At 71.8% G+C, this 22178-nt stretch carries 21 protein-coding genes; 16 read left to right on the top strand and 5 right to left on the bottom strand.

Annotated features, from left to right (window positions below; translation table 11 throughout):
* Nucleotides 1-30: 30 nt before the first annotated feature.
* Nucleotides 31-450: a hypothetical protein gene (locus tag ACFVH0_RS05295; RefSeq protein WP_385818123.1), complete on the bottom strand. Its 420-nt coding sequence runs from the start codon at nucleotides 448-450 to the stop codon at nucleotides 31-33.
* A 193-nt stretch (nucleotides 451-643) separates the two neighbouring features.
* Between ACFVH0_RS05295 and ACFVH0_RS05290 the strand changes: the two genes are divergently transcribed.
* Together ACFVH0_RS05290 and ACFVH0_RS05285 are read left to right on the top strand one after the other, a co-directional pair.
* Nucleotides 644-1495 carry a MurR/RpiR family transcriptional regulator gene (locus ACFVH0_RS05290; protein ID WP_385818122.1) on the top strand — a complete coding sequence of 284 codons (852 nt, stop codon included), beginning with the start codon at nucleotides 644-646 and terminating at the stop codon, nucleotides 1493-1495.
* Nucleotides 1496-1671: 176 nt separating this feature from the next.
* Entirely contained in the window at nucleotides 1672-2238 is a 567-nt protein-coding gene (locus tag ACFVH0_RS05285) for a hypothetical protein (protein ID WP_385818121.1), read from the top strand.
* A 24-nt stretch (nucleotides 2239-2262) separates the two neighbouring features.
* Here the strand turns inward: ACFVH0_RS05285 and ACFVH0_RS05280 are convergent, their stop codons facing one another.
* Complete coding sequence (locus ACFVH0_RS05280; RefSeq protein ID WP_385818309.1) at nucleotides 2263-2739, bottom strand: roadblock/LC7 domain-containing protein; 477 nt, start codon at nucleotides 2737-2739, stop codon at nucleotides 2263-2265.
* Nucleotides 2740-3101: 362 nt separating this feature from the next.
* On the opposite strand from ACFVH0_RS05280, the gene hutU reads away from it, so the two are divergent.
* The 4 genes from hutU (at nucleotide 3102) to hutI (ending at nucleotide 8639) form a co-directional block, all read left to right on the top strand.
* Complete coding sequence (gene hutU, locus ACFVH0_RS05275; RefSeq protein ID WP_385818120.1) at nucleotides 3102-4763, top strand: urocanate hydratase; 1662 nt, start codon at nucleotides 3102-3104, stop codon at nucleotides 4761-4763.
* An 86-nt stretch (nucleotides 4764-4849) separates the two neighbouring features.
* Nucleotides 4850-6058, top strand: coding sequence for an allantoate amidohydrolase (locus ACFVH0_RS05270; RefSeq protein ID WP_385818308.1), 1209 nt, complete (start codon nucleotides 4850-4852; stop codon nucleotides 6056-6058).
* Complete coding sequence (locus ACFVH0_RS05265; protein WP_385818119.1) at nucleotides 6049-7434, top strand: formimidoylglutamate deiminase; 1386 nt, start codon at nucleotides 6049-6051, stop codon at nucleotides 7432-7434. Before ACFVH0_RS05270 ends, ACFVH0_RS05265 begins: the two co-directional genes overlap by 10 nt.
* Before the next feature lie 32 nt (nucleotides 7435-7466).
* Nucleotides 7467-8639, top strand: a complete 1173-nt coding sequence (hutI, locus tag ACFVH0_RS05260) for an imidazolonepropionase (RefSeq protein WP_385818118.1) — start codon at nucleotides 7467-7469, stop codon at nucleotides 8637-8639.
* A 110-nt stretch (nucleotides 8640-8749) separates the two neighbouring features.
* Here the strand turns inward: hutI and ACFVH0_RS05255 are convergent, their stop codons facing one another.
* Nucleotides 8750-9766 carry an RNA polymerase sigma factor SigF gene (locus ACFVH0_RS05255; protein ID WP_385818307.1) on the bottom strand — a complete coding sequence of 339 codons (1017 nt, stop codon included), beginning with the start codon at nucleotides 9764-9766 and terminating at the stop codon, nucleotides 8750-8752.
* Nucleotides 9767-10049: 283 nt separating this feature from the next.
* Between ACFVH0_RS05255 and ACFVH0_RS05250 the strand changes: the two genes are divergently transcribed.
* The 6 genes from ACFVH0_RS05250 to ACFVH0_RS05225 all read left to right on the top strand — a co-directional run bounded on the left by ACFVH0_RS05250 (nucleotide 10050) and on the right by ACFVH0_RS05225 (nucleotide 15630).
* The gene (locus ACFVH0_RS05250) at nucleotides 10050-10418 is read left to right on the top strand and encodes an STAS domain-containing protein (protein WP_259930729.1); all 369 of its coding nucleotides are present in this window, start codon (nucleotides 10050-10052) and stop codon (nucleotides 10416-10418) included.
* A gap of 192 nt (nucleotides 10419-10610) precedes the next feature.
* Nucleotides 10611-11132 carry an ATP-binding protein gene (locus tag ACFVH0_RS05245; protein ID WP_385818117.1) on the top strand — a complete coding sequence of 174 codons (522 nt, stop codon included), beginning with the start codon at nucleotides 10611-10613 and terminating at the stop codon, nucleotides 11130-11132.
* 189 nt (nucleotides 11133-11321) lie between these two features.
* Nucleotides 11322-11993: a peptidase gene (locus ACFVH0_RS05240; protein WP_385818305.1), complete on the top strand. Its 672-nt coding sequence runs from the start codon at nucleotides 11322-11324 to the stop codon at nucleotides 11991-11993.
* 87 nt (nucleotides 11994-12080) lie between these two features.
* Nucleotides 12081-13094: a hypothetical protein gene (locus tag ACFVH0_RS05235; RefSeq protein ID WP_385818116.1), complete on the top strand. Its 1014-nt coding sequence runs from the start codon at nucleotides 12081-12083 to the stop codon at nucleotides 13092-13094.
* Nucleotides 13091-14245, top strand: a complete 1155-nt coding sequence (locus tag ACFVH0_RS05230) for a hypothetical protein (protein ID WP_385818115.1) — start codon at nucleotides 13091-13093, stop codon at nucleotides 14243-14245. The genes ACFVH0_RS05235 and ACFVH0_RS05230 overlap by 4 nt, the downstream gene beginning before the upstream one ends.
* A 38-nt stretch (nucleotides 14246-14283) precedes the next feature.
* Nucleotides 14284-15630, top strand: a complete 1347-nt coding sequence (locus tag ACFVH0_RS05225) for a hypothetical protein (RefSeq protein ID WP_385818303.1) — start codon at nucleotides 14284-14286, stop codon at nucleotides 15628-15630.
* Between the two features lie 87 nt (nucleotides 15631-15717).
* On the opposite strand, the gene ACFVH0_RS05220 is transcribed toward ACFVH0_RS05225, so the two are convergent.
* On the bottom strand, nucleotides 15718-17208 hold the full coding sequence (locus ACFVH0_RS05220) for a peptide MFS transporter (RefSeq protein ID WP_385818114.1): 1491 nt from the start codon (nucleotides 17206-17208) through the stop codon (nucleotides 15718-15720).
* Between the two features lie 491 nt (nucleotides 17209-17699).
* Here ACFVH0_RS05220 and ACFVH0_RS05215 point away from each other — a divergent pair, with 491 nt between their 5' ends.
* Both ACFVH0_RS05215 and ACFVH0_RS05210 read left to right on the top strand, forming a co-directional pair.
* Nucleotides 17700-18377 (top strand): response regulator transcription factor, encoded by a 678-nt coding sequence (locus tag ACFVH0_RS05215; RefSeq protein WP_072488330.1) that lies wholly within the window; start codon nucleotides 17700-17702, stop codon nucleotides 18375-18377.
* Between the two features lie 50 nt (nucleotides 18378-18427).
* Complete coding sequence (locus tag ACFVH0_RS05210) at nucleotides 18428-19693, top strand: ATP-binding protein (protein WP_385818112.1); 1266 nt, start codon at nucleotides 18428-18430, stop codon at nucleotides 19691-19693.
* A 35-nt stretch (nucleotides 19694-19728) separates the two neighbouring features.
* On the opposite strand, the gene ACFVH0_RS05205 is transcribed toward ACFVH0_RS05210, so the two are convergent.
* Nucleotides 19729-20265 (bottom strand): GtrA family protein, encoded by a 537-nt coding sequence (locus tag ACFVH0_RS05205; RefSeq protein ID WP_385818111.1) that lies wholly within the window; start codon nucleotides 20263-20265, stop codon nucleotides 19729-19731.
* 236 nt (nucleotides 20266-20501) lie between these two features.
* Between ACFVH0_RS05205 and ACFVH0_RS05200 the strand changes: the two genes are divergently transcribed.
* Together ACFVH0_RS05200 and purE are read left to right on the top strand one after the other, a co-directional pair.
* Nucleotides 20502-21641, top strand: coding sequence for a 5-(carboxyamino)imidazole ribonucleotide synthase (locus ACFVH0_RS05200; protein ID WP_385818110.1), 1140 nt, complete (start codon nucleotides 20502-20504; stop codon nucleotides 21639-21641).
* A complete protein-coding gene (purE, locus tag ACFVH0_RS05195; RefSeq protein ID WP_385818109.1) occupies nucleotides 21638-22177 on the top strand; it encodes a 5-(carboxyamino)imidazole ribonucleotide mutase in 540 nt (179 codons plus the stop codon). The genes ACFVH0_RS05200 and purE overlap by 4 nt, the downstream gene beginning before the upstream one ends.
* Nucleotide 22178 lies beyond the last annotated feature (1 nt).

Below are 22178 nucleotides of genomic sequence, written 5' to 3'. Positions count from 1 at the left end.
GTCTCCGGGGCGGCCCGGCGGCCCCGGCCGTCAGTCCTCCCAGTCGGAACCCGTACGTCCGGGACGGTGCGAGAACCACCGCCAGTTCCGGGCGGCATACACGGCGTTGACCGCCACGATCCCGAGCCAGGCGACGATCAGGCCCCCGGTGTCGGCGGTCGAGGCGCCGATCGCCGAGAGCGGGACGGCCAGGATCAGCGAGATGATCCCGAAGCCGTAGCGCTCGCCGAAATGCCCCAGGGGCTGCGGTGGGCGCGCACCCCTGGCGACGTTCACCCGCTGTTCGGCGAGATGGCGCCGGACCTGGCGGTCGAGCGTGCTGTCGAGCTGCTGCTCGACCTTCTCCAGAAACGACTCGACGAGCGCGGGCTCGTACTCCGAACCCAGCTCACTACGGGCATGCAGGGCGGCATCGAGCTCGTTCCTGAGCTCGGGGTCACGGGCTTTCATGCCCTTTACGGTACGAATCATGGCCGCCCCGGGCACTGAGGCTAACCCCCCTCTTCGGGCCGGGCGGTTCCTCGGACCCGGTGTCCCGCGCGGCCGGCCGCCGCGGCTGCATATGGACATGCAGACGCCTTGCTGGCTGAATGGATTTGTCGGCGCCTGATCGCGGTGCGCCGGAATCTACCGAGGGGACAGCATGAGCGGGAGCAGCCCGGCCGCGCGGTTGCAGCAGCTCTTCGAGGGGCGCCGGCTCACACCCACCCAGCGCCGCATCGCGCACTCCATGGTGCGCAGGGCCGGGGACGTCCCGTTCCTGTCGAGCGTGGAGCTGGCCGAGCTGGCCGGAGTCAGCCAGCCGTCCGTCACCCGCTTCGCCGTGGCGCTCGGCTTCGACGGCTACCCGGCGCTCCGCAAGCACCTGCGGGAGGTCGCGCCCACCGAGCCCGTGCCCGTGGCCGGGGACGGGGACGACGCGTACAACGAGTACCAGCAGGCGGTGCTCGGCGAGATCGAGAACCTGCGGCACCTGGCCGAGCTGCTCGCCGACCCGGGGCCCGTCGAGCGGGCGGGCAGGCTGCTGGCGGCCTCGCGGCCGCTGCCGGTGCTCGGGCTGCGGGCCGCCTCCTCGCAGGCGCGCGGCTTCGGGTACTTCGCGGCCAAGGTCCACCCCGATGTCCGGGTGCTGGACGAGGGCGGCAGCATGCTGCGCGACCGGATCGACGCCGCGCGCCGGGCGGGCGCCTCCGCGCTGATCTGCTTCGCGCTGCCCCGGCACCCGAAGGAGGTCGTGGACGCGCTCGCGTACGCGCAGGAGCAGGGGATGACCGTCGTGTCGGTGGCGGACTCCGCGTTCGCGCCCGTCGCCAAGTACAGCGATCTGCTGATCCCGGCCGCCGTCGGCACCGGCCTCGCCTTCGACACGGCGTGCGCGCCGATGCTGCTGGGCCGGGTGCTGCTGGAGGCGATGTGCGACGACCTGCCCGACGCGCAGGCGAGGCTGGAGGAGTTCGACGCGAGGGCGGCGGCGCGGGGACTGTTCGTGGAGTGACCGCCTCTCGGGGCGCGGGCCCCGGGCCGTGGACGGTGGGTGTGCGGACCGGGCCGTGGACGGTGGTGCGGCGCGTACCGCTCCCGGATATCGCCTCTTCTCAGGTATCGCTCATTTACGGCCACTAATCTCCGGGCCGGAAAGGCTCACGAGGAGCCGCGGAGAGGGGTACGGACGTGGGGCGCGGAGCGCAGTCGTTGGCGAGGGTGGCCGTGATCGTACGGGCCGGAGCCGCACCGCTGTGGTGGCCGGGGCTGCTGGCCGCGGCGATCGGCGCGCTGGTGCCGGGGCTCACCGGGCGCCGGATCGGCCTGCTGGCCGGGGCCGCGCTGTTCCTGATCACCGCGGCGGTGGTGGCGCTCGCGCGCGGCCGCCGGTACGCGGAGCTGGCCGGGGGCGCCACCCGGGCCGGGCGGTCCGACTTCCTCCAGGACCGGGCCGTGACCGTACGCAACTGGCGGCGCGGGCGCCGGTGGTGGCTGCTCGGGGCGTTCCTGGTCGCCGTGGCGAGCGCGTTCGTGCTGCCCGGGGCCGGTGGGATGGTGCTCGCCGGGGCGGGCGCCGGGCTCTGGCTCAAGGCCGTCCGGATCGGGCGGCGCGAGCAGCGGGACGACGCCCTGTACTGGGTGCGGACCGACTGGGCGGAGCGCGGCCGGCCCGCGGGCAAGCGGGTCAAGGGGTACCGGACCACCGGGCCGATGGCGGGGGACGCCGCGCCCGGCGGGGCGCGGCGCCGGCGCTGAATCCGCCCGCCCGGCCTCCGGCCGTCAGGGGCGGGGCGACAGCGGGTCGGAGTGCGGGGGCTGTGACCCGGGCTGCTGCCGGGGATCGACGGCCGGGGGCGCCGGCCGGGCGGCGCGACGCCGGGCGGCGTCGATCAGCTCGCCGATACGGTCGGCCGCCCGGCGGCCTTCGAGGTGGAGAGCGGCGACATCGACGCCGTCCTCGGCGAGCAGTGTGAGTACGGCCGAGGGCCCCGCGGCGTACGACGCGATGCAGCCGGACTCGCCCCGCACGAGAAGTTCACCGAAGCCGCCCCGGCCGGTCGCCTCCGCCATCCGCGTCGCGACGCCGAGCGCGGCAGCGGTCAGCGCGGCGACGCGCTCCAGCGGCACGTCCGGGGTGTCGTGGGCCAGGACGAGCCCGTCGAGGCCGGCGACCAGGGCGCCGGACACGAGCGGGGCCCCGGCCCGTAATCGCCGGAGTTCGGCCAGGACGTCCTCCGTCCCGGCCTCGGGCGCCATCGGCCGCTTCGTACCTGCGCGCAGTCTGAGTGCTCGGATCACAGGGGCCTCCCAGGTGTCTTCGAGTGCGTCTTCGAGCCAGTGCGGCGCAGCCGCCGCGGGCATACCGGTACCCCGCCCGGCTCGGTGTGCGAGTGTGATCACGAGGCTACGCAACGTGCTTTCTCCGGACAGGAGTTCGGGCAATTACCACCGGCACATGCCCCGGGCGTACGGAGGCGCGGGGAGGGCGCGCGCCGGGAGCACCGGGCGACCCGTGCGCGGGCCGTCCGTCCCCGTGCGACGGTGCGGGACTGTTGACTACGAGTATTCAGGGCACCAGGATGTGAATAGAAGACTTACAGTCGCGAGGAGGCATTGCCATGTCAGGACCCCGCCCCGTACGGGCACCGCGAGGTACGGAACTGAGCGCCCTGGGATGGCAGCAGGAGGCCGCCCTGCGCATGCTCCAGAACAACCTCGACCCCGAGGTCGCCGAGCACCCCGACAAGCTCGTCGTCTACGGCGGCACCGGCAAGGCGGCCCGTGACTGGCGCTCCTTCGACGCGATGGTGCGCACCCTGCGGACGCTCAAGCAGGACGAGACGATGCTCGTCCAGTCCGGGCGCCCGGTCGGCGTCATGCAGACGCACGAATGGGCGCCGCGGGTCCTGATCGCCAACTCCAACCTGGTCGGCGACTGGGCGAACTGGGAGGAGTTCCGCCGCCTGGAGGCGCTCGGGCTCACCATGTACGGCCAGATGACCGCCGGTTCGTGGATCTACATCGGCACGCAGGGCATCCTCCAGGGCACCTACGAGACCTTCGCGGCGGTGGCGGCCAAGAAGTTCGGCGGCACCCTCGCCGGGACGATCACCCTGACCGCCGGACTCGGCGGCATGGGCGGTGCCCAGCCGCTCGCGGTGACCATGAACGACGGCGTCGCGATCTGTATCGACTGCGACCCGCGCGCCATCGAGCGCCGGATCGAGCACCGCTACCTGGACGTGCGCGCCGACTCCCTGGAGCACGCGCTCCAGCTCGCCACCGAGGCGCGGGACGCCCGCAGGCCGCTCTCCATCGGCCTGCTCGGCAACGCGGCGGAGCTGCTGCCCCGGATGCTCGCCGAGGGCGCCCCGATCGACATCGTCACCGACCAGACCAGCGCGCACGACCCGCTGTCGTACCTCCCGCTCGGGGTCGACTTCGACAGCATGGCCTCGTACGCCGCCGAGAAGCCCGCCGACTTCACGCAGCGCGCACGGGAGTCGATGGCCAAGCACGTCGAGGCGATGGTCGGCTTCATGGACGCCGGGGCCGAGGTCTTCGACTACGGCAACTCGATCCGCGGCGAGGCGCAACTCGCGGGCTACGAGCGGGCATTCGACTTCCCCGGCTTCGTGCCCGCGTACATCCGGCCGCTGTTCTGCGAGGGCAAGGGCCCGTTCCGCTGGGCCGCCCTGTCGGGCGAGGCCTCCGACATCCACAAGACCGACAAGGCGATGCTGGAGCTCTTCCCGGAGAACGAGTCGCTGCACCGCTGGATCAAGATGGCCGGCGAGCGCGTCCACTTCCAGGGGCTGCCCGCCCGGATCTGCTGGCTCGGCTACGGCGAGCGCGACCGGGCCGGCGAACGGTTCAACGACATGGTGGCGAGCGGCGAGCTGGCCGCCCCGCTGGCCATCGGGCGCGACCACCTCGACTGCGGCTCCGTGGCCTCCCCGTACCGGGAGACCGAGGCCATGCTCGACGGGTCCGACGCGATCGCCGACTGGCCGCTGCTGAACGCCATGGTCAACGTGGCGTCCGGCGCCTCCTGGGTCTCCATCCACCACGGCGGCGGCGTGGGCATGGGCCGGTCCATCCACGCCGGACAGGTGACCGTCGCCGACGGTACGAAGCTGGCGGGCGAGAAGATCCGCCGGGTGCTCACCAACGACCCGGGCATGGGCGTCATTCGGCACGTCGACGCCGGGTACGACATCGCGGAGTCCGTCGCCGAGGACAAGGGCGTACGCGTTCCGATGACCGAGGACACCCAGTGAGCCTTCCGGCAGGGGGCGTGGCGAACCCCGGGGGCGCCGCCCCCGGCGGCCCCGGCGGCCCCGGCGGCTCGTCCTCGTTCCTGTCCATGTGGCGGGAGCTCCTGCCCATCGGCCGGCACCGGGGCAGCGGGGGCTACCGCCGCTACGCCTGGACCGGGGCCGACGTCGACTGCCGCGCCTGGTTCCGGACGCAGGCCGAGGCGCGCGGGCTCACCTACGAGGTCGACCGCAACGGCAACCAGTGGGCCTGGCTCGGCGACCCCCTGGCCGGGGACGCCGTCGTCACCGGATCGCATCTCGACTCCGTACCGGACGGCGGCGCCTTCGACGGGCCGCTCGGCGTGGTCTCCTCCTTCGCCGCGCTCGACGAACTCCGCCGCAGGGGAGTGGAGTTCACCCGGCCGCTGGCCATCTGCAACTTCGGCGACGAGGAGGGGGCCCGCTTCGGGCTCGCCTGCGTCGGCTCCCGGCTCGCCGCCGGACAGCTGACCGTCGAGGCGGCGCACCGGCTCCGCGACGGCGACGGCATCACACTGCCGCAGGCCATGGAGGCGGCCGGGTACGACCCCGGCACCATCGGCCCGGACCCCGAACGGCTCGCCCGCATCGGCGCGTTCGTCGAGCTCCACGTCGAGCAGGGGCGCGCCCTCGACCTCACCGGCGACCCGGTCGGCATCGCCTCCGCGATCTGGCCGCACGGACGCTGGCGGTTCGACTTCCGGGGCGAGGCCAACCACGCGGGCACCACCCGTCTGGCCGACCGGCGCGACCCGATGCTCACCTACGCCGAGACCGTGCTCGCCGCCCGCCGCGAGGCGGAACTCGCCGGCGCCCTCGCCACCTTCGGCAAGATCGCCGTCGAGCCGAACGGGGTCAACGCCATCCCCTCCCTCGTACGGGGCTGGCTCGACTCCCGCGCCGCCGACCAGGACCGCCTGGACGCCGTGGTCACCGGCATCGAACGGGCCGCCCGGGAACACGCCGAGCGGGCCGGGATCGACCTCGATGTCGTACGGGAGTCCTTCACCCCCGTCGTGGAGTTCGAGCACGCCCTGCGCGACGAGCTCGGCAAGATCCTCGCGGGCCGGGGCGACGCCGGCCACGCCGTGCCCGTCCTCGGGACCGGCGCCGGACACGACGCGGGTATTTTGTCCGCTTCGGTACCGACCGCCATGCTGTTCGTACGGAACCCCACCGGGATCTCGCACTCGCCGGCCGAACACGCGGCCGAGGACGACTGCGTGGCCGGGGTGGTCGCACTCGCCGACGTACTGGAAGGTCTCGCGTGCAGCTGACAACGGAACCGGCGGGCAGGCCCGCCACCGTGACGTACTGGTTGTCCCACGCCTGGCTCGGCACCCATGTCGAGCCAGGCGTCGCCCTGGACGTCTCCGACGGGCTGATCGCGGGTGTCCGCACCGGCGTCGCCACCCCGCCGCCGGGCGCCACCGTGCTGCGCGGACTCACCGTCCCCGGGCTCGCCAACACCCACTCGCACGCCTTCCACCGCGCCCTGCGCTCCACCGTCCAGGTGGGCTCCGGCACCTTCTGGACCTGGCGCGAGACCATGTACCAGGTCGCCTCCCGGCTCACCCCCGACTCGTACTACGAACTCGCCCGGGCCGTGTACGCCGAAATGGCGCTGGCCGGCATCACCGCGGTCGGCGAATTCCACTATCTGCACCACGCGCCGGGCGGCACCCCGTACGACAACCCGAACGCGATGGGCGAGGCCCTGATCGCGGCGGCGGGCGAGGCCGGGATCCGGATCACGCTGCTGGACACCGCCTACCTCTCCGCCGGATTCGGCAAGCGCCCCACCCAGTACCAGCAGCCCGACCGGCACCAGCTGCGCTTCTCCGACACCACCGCGGACGCCTGGGCCGAACGCGCCTCCCTCCTCAAGGGCTCCGACCACGCCCTGATCGGCGCGGCCATCCACTCCGTGCGCGCCGTGCCCGCCGGGCAGCTCGCCACCGTGGCCGCCTGGGCCGAGGAGCGCGAGGCCCCGCTCCACGTCCACCTCTCCGAACAGACCGCGGAGAACGACGCCTGCCTCGCCGCCCACGGCTGCACGCCCACCCGGCTCCTCGCCGACCACGGCGTCCTCGGCCCCCGCACCACCGGCATCCACAACACCCACCTCACCGGCGAGGACATCGCACTGCTCGGCTCCTCCGCGACCGGCACCTGCATGTGCCCCACCACCGAACGCGACCTCGCCGACGGGATCGGCCCCGCCGTCGCCCTCCAGCGGGCGGGCTCGCCGCTCTCCCTCGGCAGCGACAGCCACGCCGTGATCGACCTCTTCGAAGAGGCCCGCGCGATGGAGCTGGACGAACGCCTGCGCACCCGGGCGCGGGGCCACTGGACGGCGGCGGCGCTGCTGCGCGCCGCGACCGTCGACGGCCACGCCGCGCTCGGCCGGCCCTCGGCGGGCACGATCGAACCCGGCGCCCCCGCCGACCTGGCGACCGTCGCCCTGGACTCCGTCAGAACCGCGGGGCCGGTACCCCGACTGGCTGCCGAAGCAGTCGTATTCGCCGCCTCCGCGGCCGATGTGCGGCACACGGTCGTGGCAGGCCGGCACATCGTGCGCGACGGACGGCACGCACTCGTCGAGGACGTACCCGCGGCACTCGCCTCGGCCATCGCCGCCCTGCACCGCTGACCCCGGACCCCCGCAAGGAGAGCAGCACCCCGATGACGACGACCGCCATCACCAACATCGCCAGTCTGGTCACCAACGACCCCTCCCTGCGCGCGGATTCCCCCCTGGGCACGATCCGGGACGCGGCCGTCGTCATCGAGGGCGACCGGATCGTCTGGACCGGTGAATCCAGCAAAGCACCCGCCACTGACAACGCCGTCGACGCGGGCGGCCGGGCGATGATCCCCGGCTTCGTCGACTCCCACTCCCACCTGGTGTTCGCGGGCGACCGCACCGAGGAGTTCAACGCCCGGATGTCCGGCCGCGCCTACAGCGCGGGCGGCATCAGGACCACGGTCGCCGCCACCCGCGCCGCCACCGACGAACAGCTCGCCGCCAACGTCGCCCGCTACCTCGCCGAGGCGCTGCGCCAGGGCACCACCACCTTCGAGACCAAGTCCGGCTACGGCCTCACCGTCGAGGACGAGGCCCGTGCCCTGCGCATCGCCGCCCGGCACACCGAGGAGGTCACCTACCTCGGCGCCCACATCGTCTCCCCGGACTACGCCGACGACCCGGCCGGCTACGTCGACCTGGTCACCGGGGAGATGCTCGACGCCTGTGCCCCGTACGCCCGTTGGATCGACGTCTTCTGCGAGAAGGGCGCCTTCGACGGCGACCAGGCCCGTGCGATCCTCACCGCGGGCCTGGCGAAGGGCCTGCACCCCCGCGTCCACGCCAACCAGCTCGGCCACGGCCCCGGCGTCCAGCTGGCCGTCGAGCTCGACGCCGCCTCCGCCGACCACTGCACCCACCTCACCGACGCCGACGTCGACGCCCTGGCCCAGGGCAACACCGTCGCCACCCTGCTCCCCGGCGCCGAGTTCTCCACCCGCGCCACCTGGCCGGACGCCCGCCGCATCCTCGACGCGGGCGCCACCGTCGCCCTCTCCACGGACTGCAACCCGGGCTCGTCGTTCACGTCGTCCATGCCCTTCTGCATCGCCCTCGCCGTACGCGACATGGGCATGACGCCGGACGAGGCCCTCTGGTCCGCCACCGCGGGCGGCGCCGCGGCTCTGCGCCGTACGGACATCGGCCGCATCGCCCCGGGCGCCCGCGCCGACCTGACGCTCCTCGACGCCCCCAGCCACGTCCACCTCGCCTACCGGCCGGGCGTCCCGCTGGTCCACGCGGTCTGGCAGCGGGGCGAACGCGTCGTCTGAGCCACCGGCCACCGGCTGGTGACGGGGCGTCGGACACGCGGAAGGACCCGCCTCATGCCGAGGCGGGTCCTTTCACGAGGTCCCGGTGGCGGGTCGTGCGGCGTGTCCGCTCACTCCTCCAGGGTCAGCCCCTTGCGCAGCTTGACCAGGGTGCGGGAGAGCAGCCTCGACACATGCATCTGGGAGATGCCCAGCTCCTCGCCGATCTCCGACTGCGTCATGTTGGCGACGAACCGGAGCGAGAGGATCGTGCGGTCGCGGCGTGGCAGCGAGGCGATCAGCGGCTTCAGGGACTCGACGTACTCGATGCCTTCGAGCCCGTGGTCCTCGTAGCCGATGCGGTCCGCCAGCGCGCCCTCGTGATCGTCCTCCTCGGGCTTGGCGTCCAGCGAGCTCGCGGTGTACGCGTTGCTCGCGGCCATGCCCTCGACGACCTCGTCGCGGGTGATGCCGAGGCGGTCGGCGAGCTCGCCCACGGTGGGCGACCGGTCCAGTCGCTGGGCGAGCTCGTCGCCCGCCTTGGCCAGGTCGAGCCGGAGTTCCTGGAGCCGGCGCGGGACGCGCACCGACCAGCTGGTGTCGCGGAAGAAGCGCTTTATCTCGCCGACGATGGTCGGCATCGCGAACGTCGGGAACTCCACGCCGCGGCTGAGCTCGAAGCGGTCGATCGCCTTGATCAGGCCGATGGTGCCGACCTGGACGATGTCCTCCATGGGCTCGCTGCGGGAGCGGAACCGGGAGGCGGCGAACCTCACCAGGGCCAGGTTCAGTTCGACGAGCGTATTGCGGACGTACGCGTACTCGTGGGTGCCCTCTTCGAGGGATTCGAGCCGCTCGAAGAGCGTCTTCGACAGTGCCCTGGCGTCCAGCGGCCCCACTTCGTCATAGGGCGGGATCTCGGGAAGTCCTTCGAGACCGTCACTCACGCCGTGGTCGAGGCCGGCGGTGTGGTCGGTGTCACTGGTGGTGCTGATGGTGCTCGTGGTGGTGCTGGTACCTGTGTCGGTACCGGTGCTGCTGCGGGTGCCGTGTCCGGCGCTCGCGGCAGGGGAGTCTGAGTGGGTCAGTCCCTGAGGACATGCTGACGTCGCGTTGTGGGGACGCGGTCCGTCGAGCCGGGGTGACATGGTCTCCTCCATCGTTCTCGGCATATGGCTGCCGATGCCCATACGTGTTCCTGCGGTGAAGCGGCGCCTCCGTAGCCGGCCGTGTTTTGGGTGTCCTCCTACCCTTACCCGCTTCGGACGGACAGTTACAAGCTCCAATTGACGCTATATGTCCGGTTTGTTGAGGTCTTCGGGTATCGCGTGGCGCACAGACCGCGTACTGTTTCAAGAACGTCAGAGGCAGCACATACGCATCTGCGCACGCGAAGGCGCAGACAGTGACGAACGGCGAAGAGGGACGGGCATGGACCGCGGGACGGTCGGCAGTGCGAACCGGGGTCGACTTCAGGTCGAGGTCCGGACCGAAGGGCGCAGCGAGGTCGTGACGCCGGTGGGTGAGCTGGATCACCACACGGCGGATCTGTTGCGGGAGCCCCTGGAGCACGCGGTCGAGCAGGGGCGGGTACGCCTGGTGGTCGACTGCTCGGGACTCGAATTCTGTGATTCCACCGGGCTCAATGTGCTGCTCGGTGCCCGCCTGAAGGCGGAAGCGGCCGGGGGAGGGGTCCATTTGGCCGGGATGCTGCCGGTGGTGGCGAGGGTCTTCGAGATCACCGGGGCCGAGGCGGTCTTCACCGTCCACGACTCCCTCGAAGCGGCCCTGGACACGTGACCGCGGCCCGTTTCGCGGCCCCGGGAGCCCCTCGTGTTGCCCGTGTCACGCGATCCGCGTAGACGAAGTGGGTGTTGTCACGATTCGGCCGGGCAGGAGTCATCCGGCGGGGCCGTGGGCGACCACCACCCTCTGTATGTGTACTTGTAATTGTTCGATGGCGACATGGTGAATCGGTGAGGTGAAGCGCTGATGAGCACCACCCGGCAGCATCCGCCGGGCGACCTCGGCCGCGAGCCGGAGGACGTCGGCGTGGACGCGCACCCGGACACGGGCGCCGGTGCGGCCTCCGGTGAGCCGGCCGAGCGGCAGTGGCTCACCCTGTCGCTGCGCGGGGTCAGCGGCATCGTGCCGACCGCCCGCGACTTCGCCCGCCAGGCGCTGCACGAATGGGGCTGGCTCCCCGCTTCGAGCGCCGACGGCCGGGCCGCCGCCGAGGACGTCCTGCTGGTCGTCTCCGAGCTGGTCACCAACGCCTGCCTGCACGCCGACGGGCCCGAGGAGATGCGCATCGCCTGCACGGCGAAGGTGCTGCGGGTGGAGGTCGCCGACGCGGGTGCGGGACAGCCCGCGCCGCGCACCCCGCACCGGGCCGGGCGGCCCGGCGGGCACGGAATGTTCATCGTGCAGCGGCTCTGCCTGGACTGGGGCGTCCTGCGGGTGCCCGACCGGCCCGGGAAAACCGTCTGGGCGGAGCTGGCCGCCCCCGCGTAGGCCGGCCGGACCCCCCGGGGCGTGCCGCCCCGTCGTTCGCAGCACCGAGGAGCGCGCCGGATCGGCGCGCTCTTTGTCTTCCCTCCACAAGACACCGGGCGTACCTTGAGCGCCCGATCTGATGTGTCGTCAGTAACTTGCGTCGGTGCGAACCGGCGCGCGGCGACTTCCGGCATGAGGGGAACTCAGGTGTCCTACCAGAAGCGAACAGCTCTCGCGCTGGCGTCCGCGCTGGCGGGCACGGTGGTGCTGATGGCCGCGCCCGCCGCCCACGCCACGGTCGTGGACGTCGACTACAAGTGCAAGACCCCGATCGGCGACAAGAGTGCCGTGTCGCCCATCGACATCAAGAGCGTCAAGAGCGGCGGCGGCTACCGGCTCACCATGTCCTTCCAGAAGGGCGTCTCCTCCAGCCCCGTAGAACTGGGCAAGGGTGCGATGAGCCCCAGCGCGGTCATCGAGGTGGGCGGCGCCGACTCCGGCCAGGTCCAGGTCTCCGGTGCGCCGAACTCCGCCGCCATACCCGCCAACACCCCCATCAAGATCAGTGACCTGTCGGGTACGTACACCCCGAAGAAGAGCGGCAAGGTCGACTTCACCGCCGGAGTGCTCACCATCAAGGCGCTCGGCACGACCACGACCTGCACCCCCGCCAACAAGCCGGGACCGTCGCTCCAGCTCGATGTGACGGCCGCGGGCGGCGGGCAGAGTGCCCCGGACGACGGCGGCGGGCAGCTGCCGAAGACCGGTCCGCTCGACTCGGCCGTGGCGCTCGGCACGCTGGGCGGCACGGTGCTGCTGACCGGCGCGGCCGGGGTGCTCTGGCTGACCAGGCGCGGACAGGGGGCCGCGGGCCGATAGGGGCCGTTCCTGCCGGACCGGACCGGGCCGGATCCGGAGCGACCCGGTCCAGCGATCCAGCCGCCGTCACGCACCAGGGAGCCGCCCATGCCGTCGCCGACCGGTCACGCCGCCCGACTCGCCCTCGCCGTACTGCTGTGCGCCCTCGTCATGACACCGGCGGCCGCCGGTGCCGCGCCGCGGACACCGCCGCACACGGGCGCCGCTTCATGGACGGCGCAGCCCGCGGTGAGCGGTTCCGGTACGGGTGGCAGACCGTACATCTATCTGGAGGGCCCGCCCGGCACCGTTCTCCAGGACCGGCTCTCCGTCACCAACTCCGGCCGGTCCCCGGTCACCGTGCGGCTGAGCGGCGCCGACAGGTACGACGCGAAGAGCGGCGGCTCCGGCGGCAGGAGCGCCACCGGGGCCGGGCGCTGGCTGCGGACCGCCGCCGCCGAGGTGACCGTCCCGGCACGCACCCGGGCCGATGTGCCGTTCACCGTCACGGTGCCGGCGGGCGCGACGCCCGGTGACCGTCCCGCCGCGATCGTCGTGCGCGGCGGTCACCGCACGGTGGGCGTGCCGGTCCGGCTGCGGGTCGGCGGGCCGACGCTGGCCGCACTCACCGTCGAGGACGTCGCCGTGTCCGGGCGGGTCATCCACTACACGCTGGTCAACCGGGGCAACGCGGTCCTCGTCCCGCAGCTCGCGGTCCGGGCCGACGGGGTGTTCGGGACGCTGCTGCGACGCGGGGCCCGCACCCTGCCGGTGGAGGTGCGGCCCGGACAGCGCCTCCGGCTCACCGAGCCGTGGCGGGACGTCCCCGCGCTCGACTCGGCGACCGTACGGCTGCGCGTCACGGCGGAAGGCGGCGCGCACGGCGAGGCGACGGCGCACGCCGTCTTCGTTCCGTGGGCGCCGCTGACCGCCGGCGCACTGCTGGTCCTGGCCGGCGCGGGCGCGGGCTGCTACGTGTACCGGCGCAGGCGAGCGCGCCGGCGGCAGCAGCGAACCGATGCCGGTGGCGGCGGCGATGACGCCGGGCGGTCCGTACGGCCGCCGGGCGGTCGACAGCACTCAGGGAGCAGGCACTTGGCGAAGGCGGGAGCGGAATCGTGACTGGACAGGCCGGACCGGCAGCACACCGCAATGGCAGCCACCGGGGGGCCACGAAGCCATTCGCCGCGCCGTTCGTGGCGCTGCTCGTGGCCCTGCTGCCCGCTCTGCTGATGCTCTCCGCGCCCGGGGCCGGCGCGGCGGACACCAGGGCGGCGGACGCGAAGCCCGTGGTCACCCTCTCCAAGCAACAGGCGGGCAAGGGCGGCGAGATCACCGTGAAGGGCGGCGGGTGGCGGCCGAACGCCCTGCTGATGATGCTGATCTGCGGACGGTCCACGCCGGACCGGGGCGTGATCGGCGGCACCAACTCCTGCGCCAACGCCGAGGGCCGGGCCGTCACCACCGACGGCAAGGGCACCTTCCGCAAGAAGATGCCGGTCGCCGAACCGCCCGTGCCCTGCCCCTGCGTGGTGCACGTCGCCACCGTCACCGGGGAACAGGCCGCCGCCGACGCCGTGTTCGTCGTCGCGGGCCACCCGCTCGCCGCGCTGCCGAAGGAGACCGGGGACGGCCGCCTCGCGGTGCTCGCCACCACCCGGCTGGAGGGCGAGAGCGGGATCCTCACCTGGTTCGGCGCCCCGCCCGCCCGGCAACTGGTCCTCACCGTGGGCAACCTCGGCTCCACCCCCGTCAAGGATCCGGTCTTCGAGGTCGGCACCGCGCACGGCGTCTTCGCCCCGCAGTGGGAGGAGCAGCAGTGGCGCGGCACCATCGCCTCCGGCCGCAAGGCGCAGATCAAGCTCCCGGTCGAACTGACGGCGGGCGCCCACGGCGACTACCAGGTCTCGCTCAGGTACGGCGGCAAGGTGCTGGCCGAGCAGCCGTGGGGGGTCGGCCGCCCCTGGGGGGTCACGCTCTTCTGGATCCTGCTGTGCCTCGTCGTACCGGCCGCCGTGTTCCGGATCGGCATGGCGGTGGTCGACAAGGTACGGCCCCGCTCCTCGCGCGCCCCGGGCCGCGCCCGCCGCCGCCCCCTGCGAGGGACCGGCAAGTCCCCGAAGACCCCGAAGCCGCGCCGTGCACCGGGGCCCGCCGAGGGCCCCACGGCCGTGCCCACCGACGGCCCGGCCTCCACCACGGCCGCGCTGCCGTGGTTCACACCCGATTCCGCACCGTCAGAGAACAGACCGACGACGAAGGGACATTCGTGAGTACGCAACGCAGGACGGTCGCGGCGGGAGTCGCGATGATGCTCGGCGGCGCGGGCATGCTGCTGGCCGCGAGTCCGGCACAGGCCGCCGACGTCTCGTACGCGACGGAGTGCATTCCGCCGCCCATCTCCGGGCTGCCGGCCGTGCAGGGCACCACCGTGGTGCAGCTGACCGCGCCCGCCGAGGCCAAGGTCGGGGACACCGTCGAGGTGGTGTGGAAGACGGTCGAGGCCGCCTCCAAGAACCCCGACATCCTCGACCTGGACAAGGACACCGTCAAGCCGACCGGCACGCTCAAGCTGGGCGGCGCCGCCACCGGCACCGTGCAGATGGAAGGGCCGCGGCAGAACCCGCCGATCCCCAAGAACAGCGCCATGGTGCTGCCCGAGATGAAGGGCACGCTGAAGCTGGAGAAGGCCGGTGAGATCACGCTGACACCGGACGCGTACAACATCAACGTCTCCAAGCCGCTCTCCACGGACACCAAGTGCACCCCGAAGGCGGCCGTGCAGCCGGGCGCGACCATCAAGGTCACGGACGGCGGCGGTTCCACCACCGCGGGCGGTACGACCAGTGGCTCGACGAGCGGTTCCACCACCGCGGGCGGGACCACCTCCGGCTCCACAGCCTCGGGCGGTACGACCTCCGGCACCACCGCGGGCGGCACGACCTCCGGCGGCGGTGACTCCGGCGGCTCCACCTCGGGCTCCGGCGGCGGCAGCGGACAGACCGACTTCCCCGGCAAGGAAGTCGCGGTCCACTTCACCTGTACGTCCCCCGGACCGCCCGACATCTCCTCCAAGGTGACGATCAACGCCAAGAAGAGCGGCGGGAGCTACGCCCTCACGGTCAAGACGGCCAAGGGTGTGATGGACAGCCCGGCCGCACTGCCGGCCGGTGCGCTCAAGCCGTCCATGGACGTCACCATCGGCGGCGCGGACAAGGGCTCGGTGAAGGTCACCGGCCCGGCCAACGCCGAACCGCTGGAGCAGGGCAAGCCGGTCGACCTGGCCGACATGACCGGCACGTACAAGCCCGGCGCGTCCGGCAAGTCCACGCTCAGCCCCGGCACCCTGACGATCGACGTCACGCTGGGCGCCTCGAAGATCAACATCCCGTGCAAGGTCAAGGGCCCGGTGACCCCGTCGCTGGTGCTCGACACCACCGCCCAGGAGGGCGGCGCCTCCGGCTCCGCCACCTCGGGCTCCACGGGCACCGGCGGCGCCGCGGCGGCCGGTGGCACCGCCTCGGGCGGCCTGGCCGCCACCGGGGCCGAGGACAACGGCACCCTGCGAGCCCTCGGCCTGGTCGCGGGCACGGCGATCCTGCTGGGCGGCGCCGTGTTCACCTTCACCCCGTGGCGCAGGCTGCGCGGCACCAGGTGAGCCGGCTCCCGTAACAACGGCACAAGGGCCTCCGCACCGTCGACCGGTGCGGAGGCCCTTGTGTACGGGCGGAAAGCGATCAGCGCGTCAGCGCACGTCGCCCATGAGCCGGGAGACCTTCTTGCGGTACATCCAGATCGCGAACCCGGCGACGATCGCGAGCGCCGCCTCCAGACCCACCATGCCGGTCTTGTTCAGGTCGACACCCGCCAGCGACAGCAGGCTGGTGGTGCAGTCGCCCGCGGTGACCGCGAGGAACCAGACACCCATCATCTGGCTGCCGTACTTCGCCGGCGCCATCTTCGTGGTGACCGAAAGGCCGACCGGGGAGAGGCACAGCTCACCGACGGTCTGCAGGAAGTAGATCGACACCAGCCACATCGGGCTGACCTTGTCGCCGTCCGTCGCCATGGTCAGCGGCAGCATGAAGACGAGGAAGGAGACACCGACCAGGAAGAGACCCGAGCCGAACTTGACGACCGTGCTCGGCTCCTTGCCACGCCGGTTGAGCGCCAGCCATATCCAGGCGACGACCGGGGCCAGCGCCATGATGAAGACCGGGTTGACCGACTGGTACCAGGAGGTCGGGAAGTCCACACCGAACAGGCTGTTGGTGGTGGAGGACTCACCGAAGAGCGACAGCGTGGAGCCGCCCTGGTCGTAGATCATCCAGAACACGGCCGCGGCGACGAAGAACCAGATGTAGCCGGACATCTTCGACTGCTCGGTCTTCGACAGGTCCCGGTCCCGCTTGATCCGCACCAGCACCGCGACCGGGATGAGCAGACCGGCGACGGTGATCGGGACGAGTGCCCAGTTCAGCGTGTAGACGTCGGTGGCGACGAGGACGCCGTAGAAGACGACGGCCACTATCAGCCACAGCAGACCCTTGCGCAGGGTCGTACGGCGCTCCTCGGCCGACAGCGGCTTCGGGACGACGCTGCTGCGCGCGCTGAGGTGGCGCGTACCGATCAGGAACTGGGCCAGACCCAGCGCCATGCCGACCGCGGCGATGGCGAAGCCGAGGTGCCAGTTCACCTTCTCGCCGATGGTGCCGATGATCAGCGGCGCGGCGAAGGCACCGAGGTTGATGCCCATGTAGAAGACGGTGAAGCCACCGTCGCGACGCGGGTCGTCCGGGCCGTTGTAGAGGTGGCCGACCATCGTGGAGATGTTGGCCTTCAGCAGCCCGGAACCGAGCGCGACCAGTGCCAGACCGGCGAAGAAGGTGCCGGAGCCCGGCAGCGCGAGCGTCAGGTGGCCCAGCATGATGACCGCGGCCGAGATGGTGACCGTCTTGCGCGGCCCCCAGACCCGGTCGCCGAACCAGCCGCCGGGCATGGCGAGCAGGTACACCATCGCCATGTAGATCGAGTAGATCGCGGTGGCCGTGGCCGCGTTCATGTGCAGGCCGGAATTGGAGACCAGGTACAGCGGAAGCAGGGCCCGCATGCCGTAGAAGCTGAAGCGCTCCCACATCTCGGTCATGAAGAGAGTGGCCAGGCCGCGGGGGTGGCCGAAGAAGGTCTTCGCGGATCCAGAAGTGCTGGCCGGGTCCTTCGTCAGGCTGGACGCCATGGTCGATCCTTGTGTGCTCGGGACGCGACGCCTTGTGAGCGTGGTGCGCCCGGTGGGGGGAGGCCGGCACCGGCACGGGCACGTCCCACCCCTCACGCCCGAGAGGGGATTCGCCCCGACCACCCGGCTCACGAAGGAGCCGGCTGAAGGAGACGGGGACCGACCGTGTCGGGATCCACGCCCGGTGCGCATCCTCGCGCTCCGGGCCCGGCCACAGGTCATTCACTGAATTCGCGACTGGCGGGTACCAGTCGGCCCACAAAAGAGACCCTCGGCGCTAAAAGCTGCCCAAGGGTCCTTGAGTAGTGCAACAGGCGTCGAGCAACCATACGCCACGACAGAGCCGGATATGAAAGGACTTGAGAGATGGATCACAGGTTCCGATGGAACCGTTCCCATACATTCAAAGGCGAAGATCCGTTTATTTCGCAGACCCGCAGGGCTTGTGGATCACCTCACGGCAGCCGCCCCTCGCGGACTACCATCACTCCATGACCCGTGTACTGCTCGCCGAGGACGATGCATCCATCTCGGAGCCGCTGGCCCGCGCCCTGCGTCGGGAGGGTTACGAGGTCGAGGTCCGCGAAGACGGTCCGACCGCACTCGACGCCGGCCTCCAGGGCGGAATCGACCTGGTCGTGCTCGACCTGGGGCTGCCCGGGATGGACGGCCTCGAAGTGGCCCGCAGGCTCCGTGCCGAGGGTCACACCGTGCCGATCCTGGTGCTGACCGCCCGCGCCGACGAGGTGGACACCGTCGTCGGCCTCGACGCCGGTGCCGACGACTACGTCACCAAGCCCTTCCGCCTCGCCGAACTGCTCGCCCGCGTCCGGGCCCTGCTGCGCCGCGGCGCCACGGAGCCCGCACCGCAGCCGGCGACGCACGGCGTCCGGATCGACGTCGAGTCGCACCGCGCCTGGATGGGTGAGGAGGAACTCCAGCTCACCGCCAAGGAGTTCGACCTGCTCAGGGTCCTGGTCAGGGACGCCGGCCGGGTCGTCACCCGCGACCAGCTGATGCGCGAGGTCTGGGACACCACCTGGTGGTCGTCGACGAAGACCCTCGACATGCACATCTCCTGGCTCCGCAAGAAGCTCGGCGACGACGCCGCCAACCCCCGCTACATCGCGACCGTACGGGGTGTCGGCTTCCGCTTCGAGAAGAGCTGACGTCCGAGGGGGGCCACCGTTCCGGGAAGAGCCGACGAGCAGAAGTATTCATGCGCCGCAGACTGATCAACTCCACGCTCGCCGTGGTGCTCGTGGTGATCGCCGTCTTCGGCGTCTCCCTCGTCATCGTCGAGACCCGCACCATCAGCAACAGCGCCCAGGAGCGCGTCGACTCCGAGGCGCTGCGGCTGATCAGCGTCGTCGACAGCCGGCTGCTGGAGGACGAGCGGATCAACCCCGCGCTGCTGTCCCAGCAGATCGACAGCAAGCGCTACGCGCTGATCGAGATCCCCGGCCGTGAGTCCCTCGAACTCGGCAAGCGCCCCACCGGCAGCGTGATCAGGAGCACGGCCGAGGGGGAGCGCGGCGAGCAGGTCACCGTCGAGGAGTCCAGCTCCGCGGTCACCCGTGAGGTCGGCCGCACCCTGATGATCATCGGCGCGGTGGCGCTGCTGGCCATCGTCTCCGCCGTGCTCCTGGCCGTACGCCAGGCCAACAAGCTGACCTCACCGCTGACCGACCTGGCCGAGACCGCCGAACGCCTGGGCTCCGGCGACCCGAGGCCGCGCCACAAGCGGTACGGAGTGCCGGAGCTGGACCGGGTCGCCGATGTCCTGGACTCCTCCGCCGAACGGATCGCCCGGATGCTGACCGCGGAACGCCGGCTGGCCGCAGACGCCTCGCACCAGCTCCGTACGCCGCTCACCGCGCTCTCCATGCGGATCGAGGAGATCTCGGTCACCGACGACCCGGACACGGTGAAGGAGGAGGCGAACATCGCCCTCACCCAGGTCGAGCGGCTCACCGACGTGGTGGAGCGGCTGCTGACCAACGCCCGTGACCCGCGTACCGGCTCCGCCGTCGTCTTCGACCTCGACGAGGTCGTCAAGCAGCAGATCGAGGAGTGGCGTCCCGCCTACCGGAGCGCGGGCCGGGCCATCGTCCGCTCCGGCAAGCAGGGGCTGCGGGCCGTCGGCACGCCGGGCGCCGTCGCCCAGGTGCTGGCCGCGCTGATCGAGAACTCGCTGATGCACGGCGGCGGCACGGTCGCGCTGCGCACCCGGGTCACCGGCAACCAGGCGGTGATCGAGGTCACGGACGAGGGCCCGGGGGTTCCTCCCGACCTGGGTGCCCGGATCTTCGAGCGGACGATCAGCGGACGCAACTCCACGGGCATCGGCCTCGCGGTGGCCAGGGACCTCGCGGAGGCGGACGGCGGCCGCCTCGAACTGCTCCAGCAGCAGCCCGCGGTCTTCGCCCTCTTCCTCAGCCGGGTGGCCCTGAAGAGGCAGGAGCCGGAACGCCCGGTGCGGTGAGCGGCGGGCGGTCGCGATCCGCCGCGTGACAGCCCTCAGCGGCGTACCGCCGAATCCGCCTCGACCCGCGGTACCTGCTCCGTCCGGCCCTGCTTCACGAACCCCTCGGCGCCCGGCGAGGCCTTCGCCGCCTCGACGACGGGCAGCGCCCTGAACACCCACGTCCGGTAGGACCAGAAGCGGAACAGCGTCGCGATGCCGATCCCGAGGATCTTGAAGACATTGCTCTGGACCGGGCTGTTCCACCCGAAGCCGTACGTCGCGGTGTACAGCACACCCGTCTCGATGACCGCGCCCACCGCGCTGAACAGCAGGAACAGCGTCAGCTCGCGGGTCCGTCCGCTCTTGTCGCGGTCCCGGTACGTCCAGTAGCGGAAGCCGATGTAGTTGCCGAGGATGGCGACGAGGGTGGCCAGCAGACCGGCCCGTACCGTCGGGATGACGGTGTAGCGCCAGAGCAGGTTGGACACCACGATGTTGACCACCAGGCCGACCCCGCCGACCACGCCGAACTTGGCGACTTCCCGGGCCAGCAGCTCCAGCCGGGTCCGCAGTGAGCCCCGTTCGCTCATGGTGATCGCTCAGCCCGTCTGTCGGTTGCGTGGATGCCGGTGGTGTGGATGCCGGTGGTGTGGATGTCGGTCACGTGTACGCCGGTTGTATGGATCCAGTCATGCTAACCAGCCCGTCCGCGGGGCGCCCGTGGATGCCGTGAGTGATGTGGCGAGGCTGTGACACGACGGCCCGGCCCCGGGGCGGCCGGAGGGCGTCGTCGGAAGCTTCCCGGGGCGGCGGATACCCTGGAGGAGTGACGTTCCCGGTAGTCGGCATGGTCGGTGGCGGTCAGCTCGCCCGTATGACCCACGAGGCGGGCATCCCCCTCGGCATCAAGTTCAAGCTCCTCAGCGACACCCCCCAGGACTCGGCGGCCCAGGTGGTGAGCGAAGTCGTCGTAGGCGACTATCGCGACCTGGACACGCTGCGCGCCTTCGCGCGCGGCTGCGACGTGATCACCTTCGATCACGAGCACGTACCGACCGAGCACCTGCGGGCCCTGGAGGCGGACGGCATTCCCGTGCGTCCGGGCCCCGACGCGCTGGTGCACGCCCAGGACAAGGGGGTGATGCGCGCGAAGCTCACCGAGATCGGCGCGCCCTGCCCCCGGCACCGCATCGTGTCGGACCCGGCCGATGCCGCGGCCTTCGCGGACGAGGTCGGGGGCTTCCCCGTGATCCTCAAGACGGTCCGCGGCGGGTATGACGGCAAGGGCGTCTGGGTGGTCCGCTCCGAGGCGGACGCGGCCGACCCGTTCCGGGCCGGTGTGGCGGTCCTCGCCGAGGAGAAGGTCGACTTCGTACGGGAGCTGGCGGCCAACATCGTCCGCTCGCCGCACGGCCAGGCCGTCGCCTACCCGGTCGTCGAGTCGATCCAGGTCGACGGGGTCTGCGACACGGTGATCGCCCCGGCGCCGGAGCTGGACGAGCGGCTGGCCGGCGAGGCCCAGCAGCTCGCGCTCAGGATCGCCTCCGAGCTGGGCGTCGTGGGCCACCTCGCCGTCGAGCTCTTCGAGACGCGCGACGGACGCATCCTGGTCAACGAGCTGGCGATGCGCCCGCACAACTCCGGCCACTGGACCCAGGACGGCGCGATCACCTCCCAGTTCGCCAACCACGTCCGGGCCGTGCTCGACCTGCCGCTCGGCGACCCGCGCCCGCGCGCCACCTGGACGGTCATGTCCAACGTCCTCGGCGGCGACTTCCCGGACATGTACCAGGCGTACCTGCACTGCATGGCCCGCGACCCGCAGCTCAAGATCCACATGTACGGCAAGGACGTGAAGCCCGGCCGCAAGGTCGGACATGTCAACACCTACGGCGACGATCTGGCGGACGTGCGGGAGCGCGCCCGGCACGCGGCCGACTACCTGCGAGGAACGATCACCGAATGACCTCCCCCGCCACCGCCGCGCCCGTCGTCGGCATCGTCATGGGCTCGGACTCCGACTGGCCCGTCATGGAAGCAGCGGCCAAGGCCCTCGACGAGTTCGAGATCCCCTACGAGGTCGACGTCGTCTCCGCCCACCGCATGCCGCACGAGATGATCGCGTACGGCGAGCAGGCGGCGGGCCGCGGTCTGAAGGCGATCGTCGCGGGCGCGGGCGGTGCCGCCCACCTCCCCGGCATGCTCGCCTCGGTGACCCCGCTGCCGGTCATCGGCGTACCGGTCCCGCTGAAGTACCTGGACGGCATGGACAGCCTGCTCTCCATCGTGCAGATGCCCGCCGGTGTTCCGGTCGCGACCGTGTCGGTCGGCGGCGCGCGCAACGCCGGTCTGCTCGCCGCCCGGATCCTCGCCGCCCACGACGACGAGCTGCTGGCCCGGATGCGGGAGTTCCAGCAGGAGCTGAACGACCAGGCGACGGAGAAGGGCAAGCGGCTCCGCAGCAAGGTCCAGGGCGCCGACTCCTTCGGCTTCGGGAAGTAGG

It is taken from the genome of Streptomyces sp. NPDC127117, from assembly GCF_042677325.1.
GTDB lineage: Bacteria > Actinomycetota > Actinomycetes > Streptomycetales > Streptomycetaceae > Streptomyces.
Note: the sequence above shows the minus strand (reverse complement) of the source record. Positions and strands in the feature narration are given on the sequence as shown.

Bases quoted from the DNA above. Each gene is read 5' to 3' on its own strand.
- ACFVH0_RS05295 (WP_385818123.1), bottom strand. From the start codon at position 450: ATGAAAGCCCGTGACCCCGAGCTCAGGAACGAGCTCGATGCCGCCCTG.
- ACFVH0_RS05290 (WP_385818122.1), top strand. From the start codon at position 644: ATGAGCGGGAGCAGCCCGGCCGCGCGGTTGCAGCAGCTCTTCGAGGGG.
- ACFVH0_RS05280 (WP_385818309.1), bottom strand. From the start codon at position 2,739: ATGGCGCCCGAGGCCGGGACGGAGGACGTCCTGGCCGAACTCCGGCGA.
- hutU (WP_385818120.1), top strand. From the start codon at position 3,102: ATGTCAGGACCCCGCCCCGTACGGGCACCGCGAGGTACGGAACTGAGC.
- ACFVH0_RS05270 (WP_385818308.1), top strand. From the start codon at position 4,850: ATGTGGCGGGAGCTCCTGCCCATCGGCCGGCACCGGGGCAGCGGGGGC.
- hutI (WP_385818118.1), top strand. From the start codon at position 7,467: ATGACGACGACCGCCATCACCAACATCGCCAGTCTGGTCACCAACGAC.
- ACFVH0_RS05255 (WP_385818307.1), bottom strand. From the start codon at position 9,766: ATGTCACCCCGGCTCGACGGACCGCGTCCCCACAACGCGACGTCAGCA.
- ACFVH0_RS05250 (WP_259930729.1), top strand. From the start codon at position 10,050: ATGGACCGCGGGACGGTCGGCAGTGCGAACCGGGGTCGACTTCAGGTC.
- ACFVH0_RS05245 (WP_385818117.1), top strand. From the start codon at position 10,611: ATGAGCACCACCCGGCAGCATCCGCCGGGCGACCTCGGCCGCGAGCCG.
- ACFVH0_RS05235 (WP_385818116.1), top strand. From the start codon at position 12,081: ATGCCGTCGCCGACCGGTCACGCCGCCCGACTCGCCCTCGCCGTACTG.
- ACFVH0_RS05225 (WP_385818303.1), top strand. From the start codon at position 14,284: ATGCTCGGCGGCGCGGGCATGCTGCTGGCCGCGAGTCCGGCACAGGCC.
- ACFVH0_RS05220 (WP_385818114.1), bottom strand. From the start codon at position 17,208: ATGGCGTCCAGCCTGACGAAGGACCCGGCCAGCACTTCTGGATCCGCG.
- ACFVH0_RS05215 (WP_072488330.1), top strand. From the start codon at position 17,700: ATGACCCGTGTACTGCTCGCCGAGGACGATGCATCCATCTCGGAGCCG.
- ACFVH0_RS05210 (WP_385818112.1), top strand. From the start codon at position 18,428: ATGCGCCGCAGACTGATCAACTCCACGCTCGCCGTGGTGCTCGTGGTG.
- ACFVH0_RS05205 (WP_385818111.1), bottom strand. From the start codon at position 20,265: ATGAGCGAACGGGGCTCACTGCGGACCCGGCTGGAGCTGCTGGCCCGG.
- purE (WP_385818109.1), top strand. From the start codon at position 21,638: ATGACCTCCCCCGCCACCGCCGCGCCCGTCGTCGGCATCGTCATGGGC.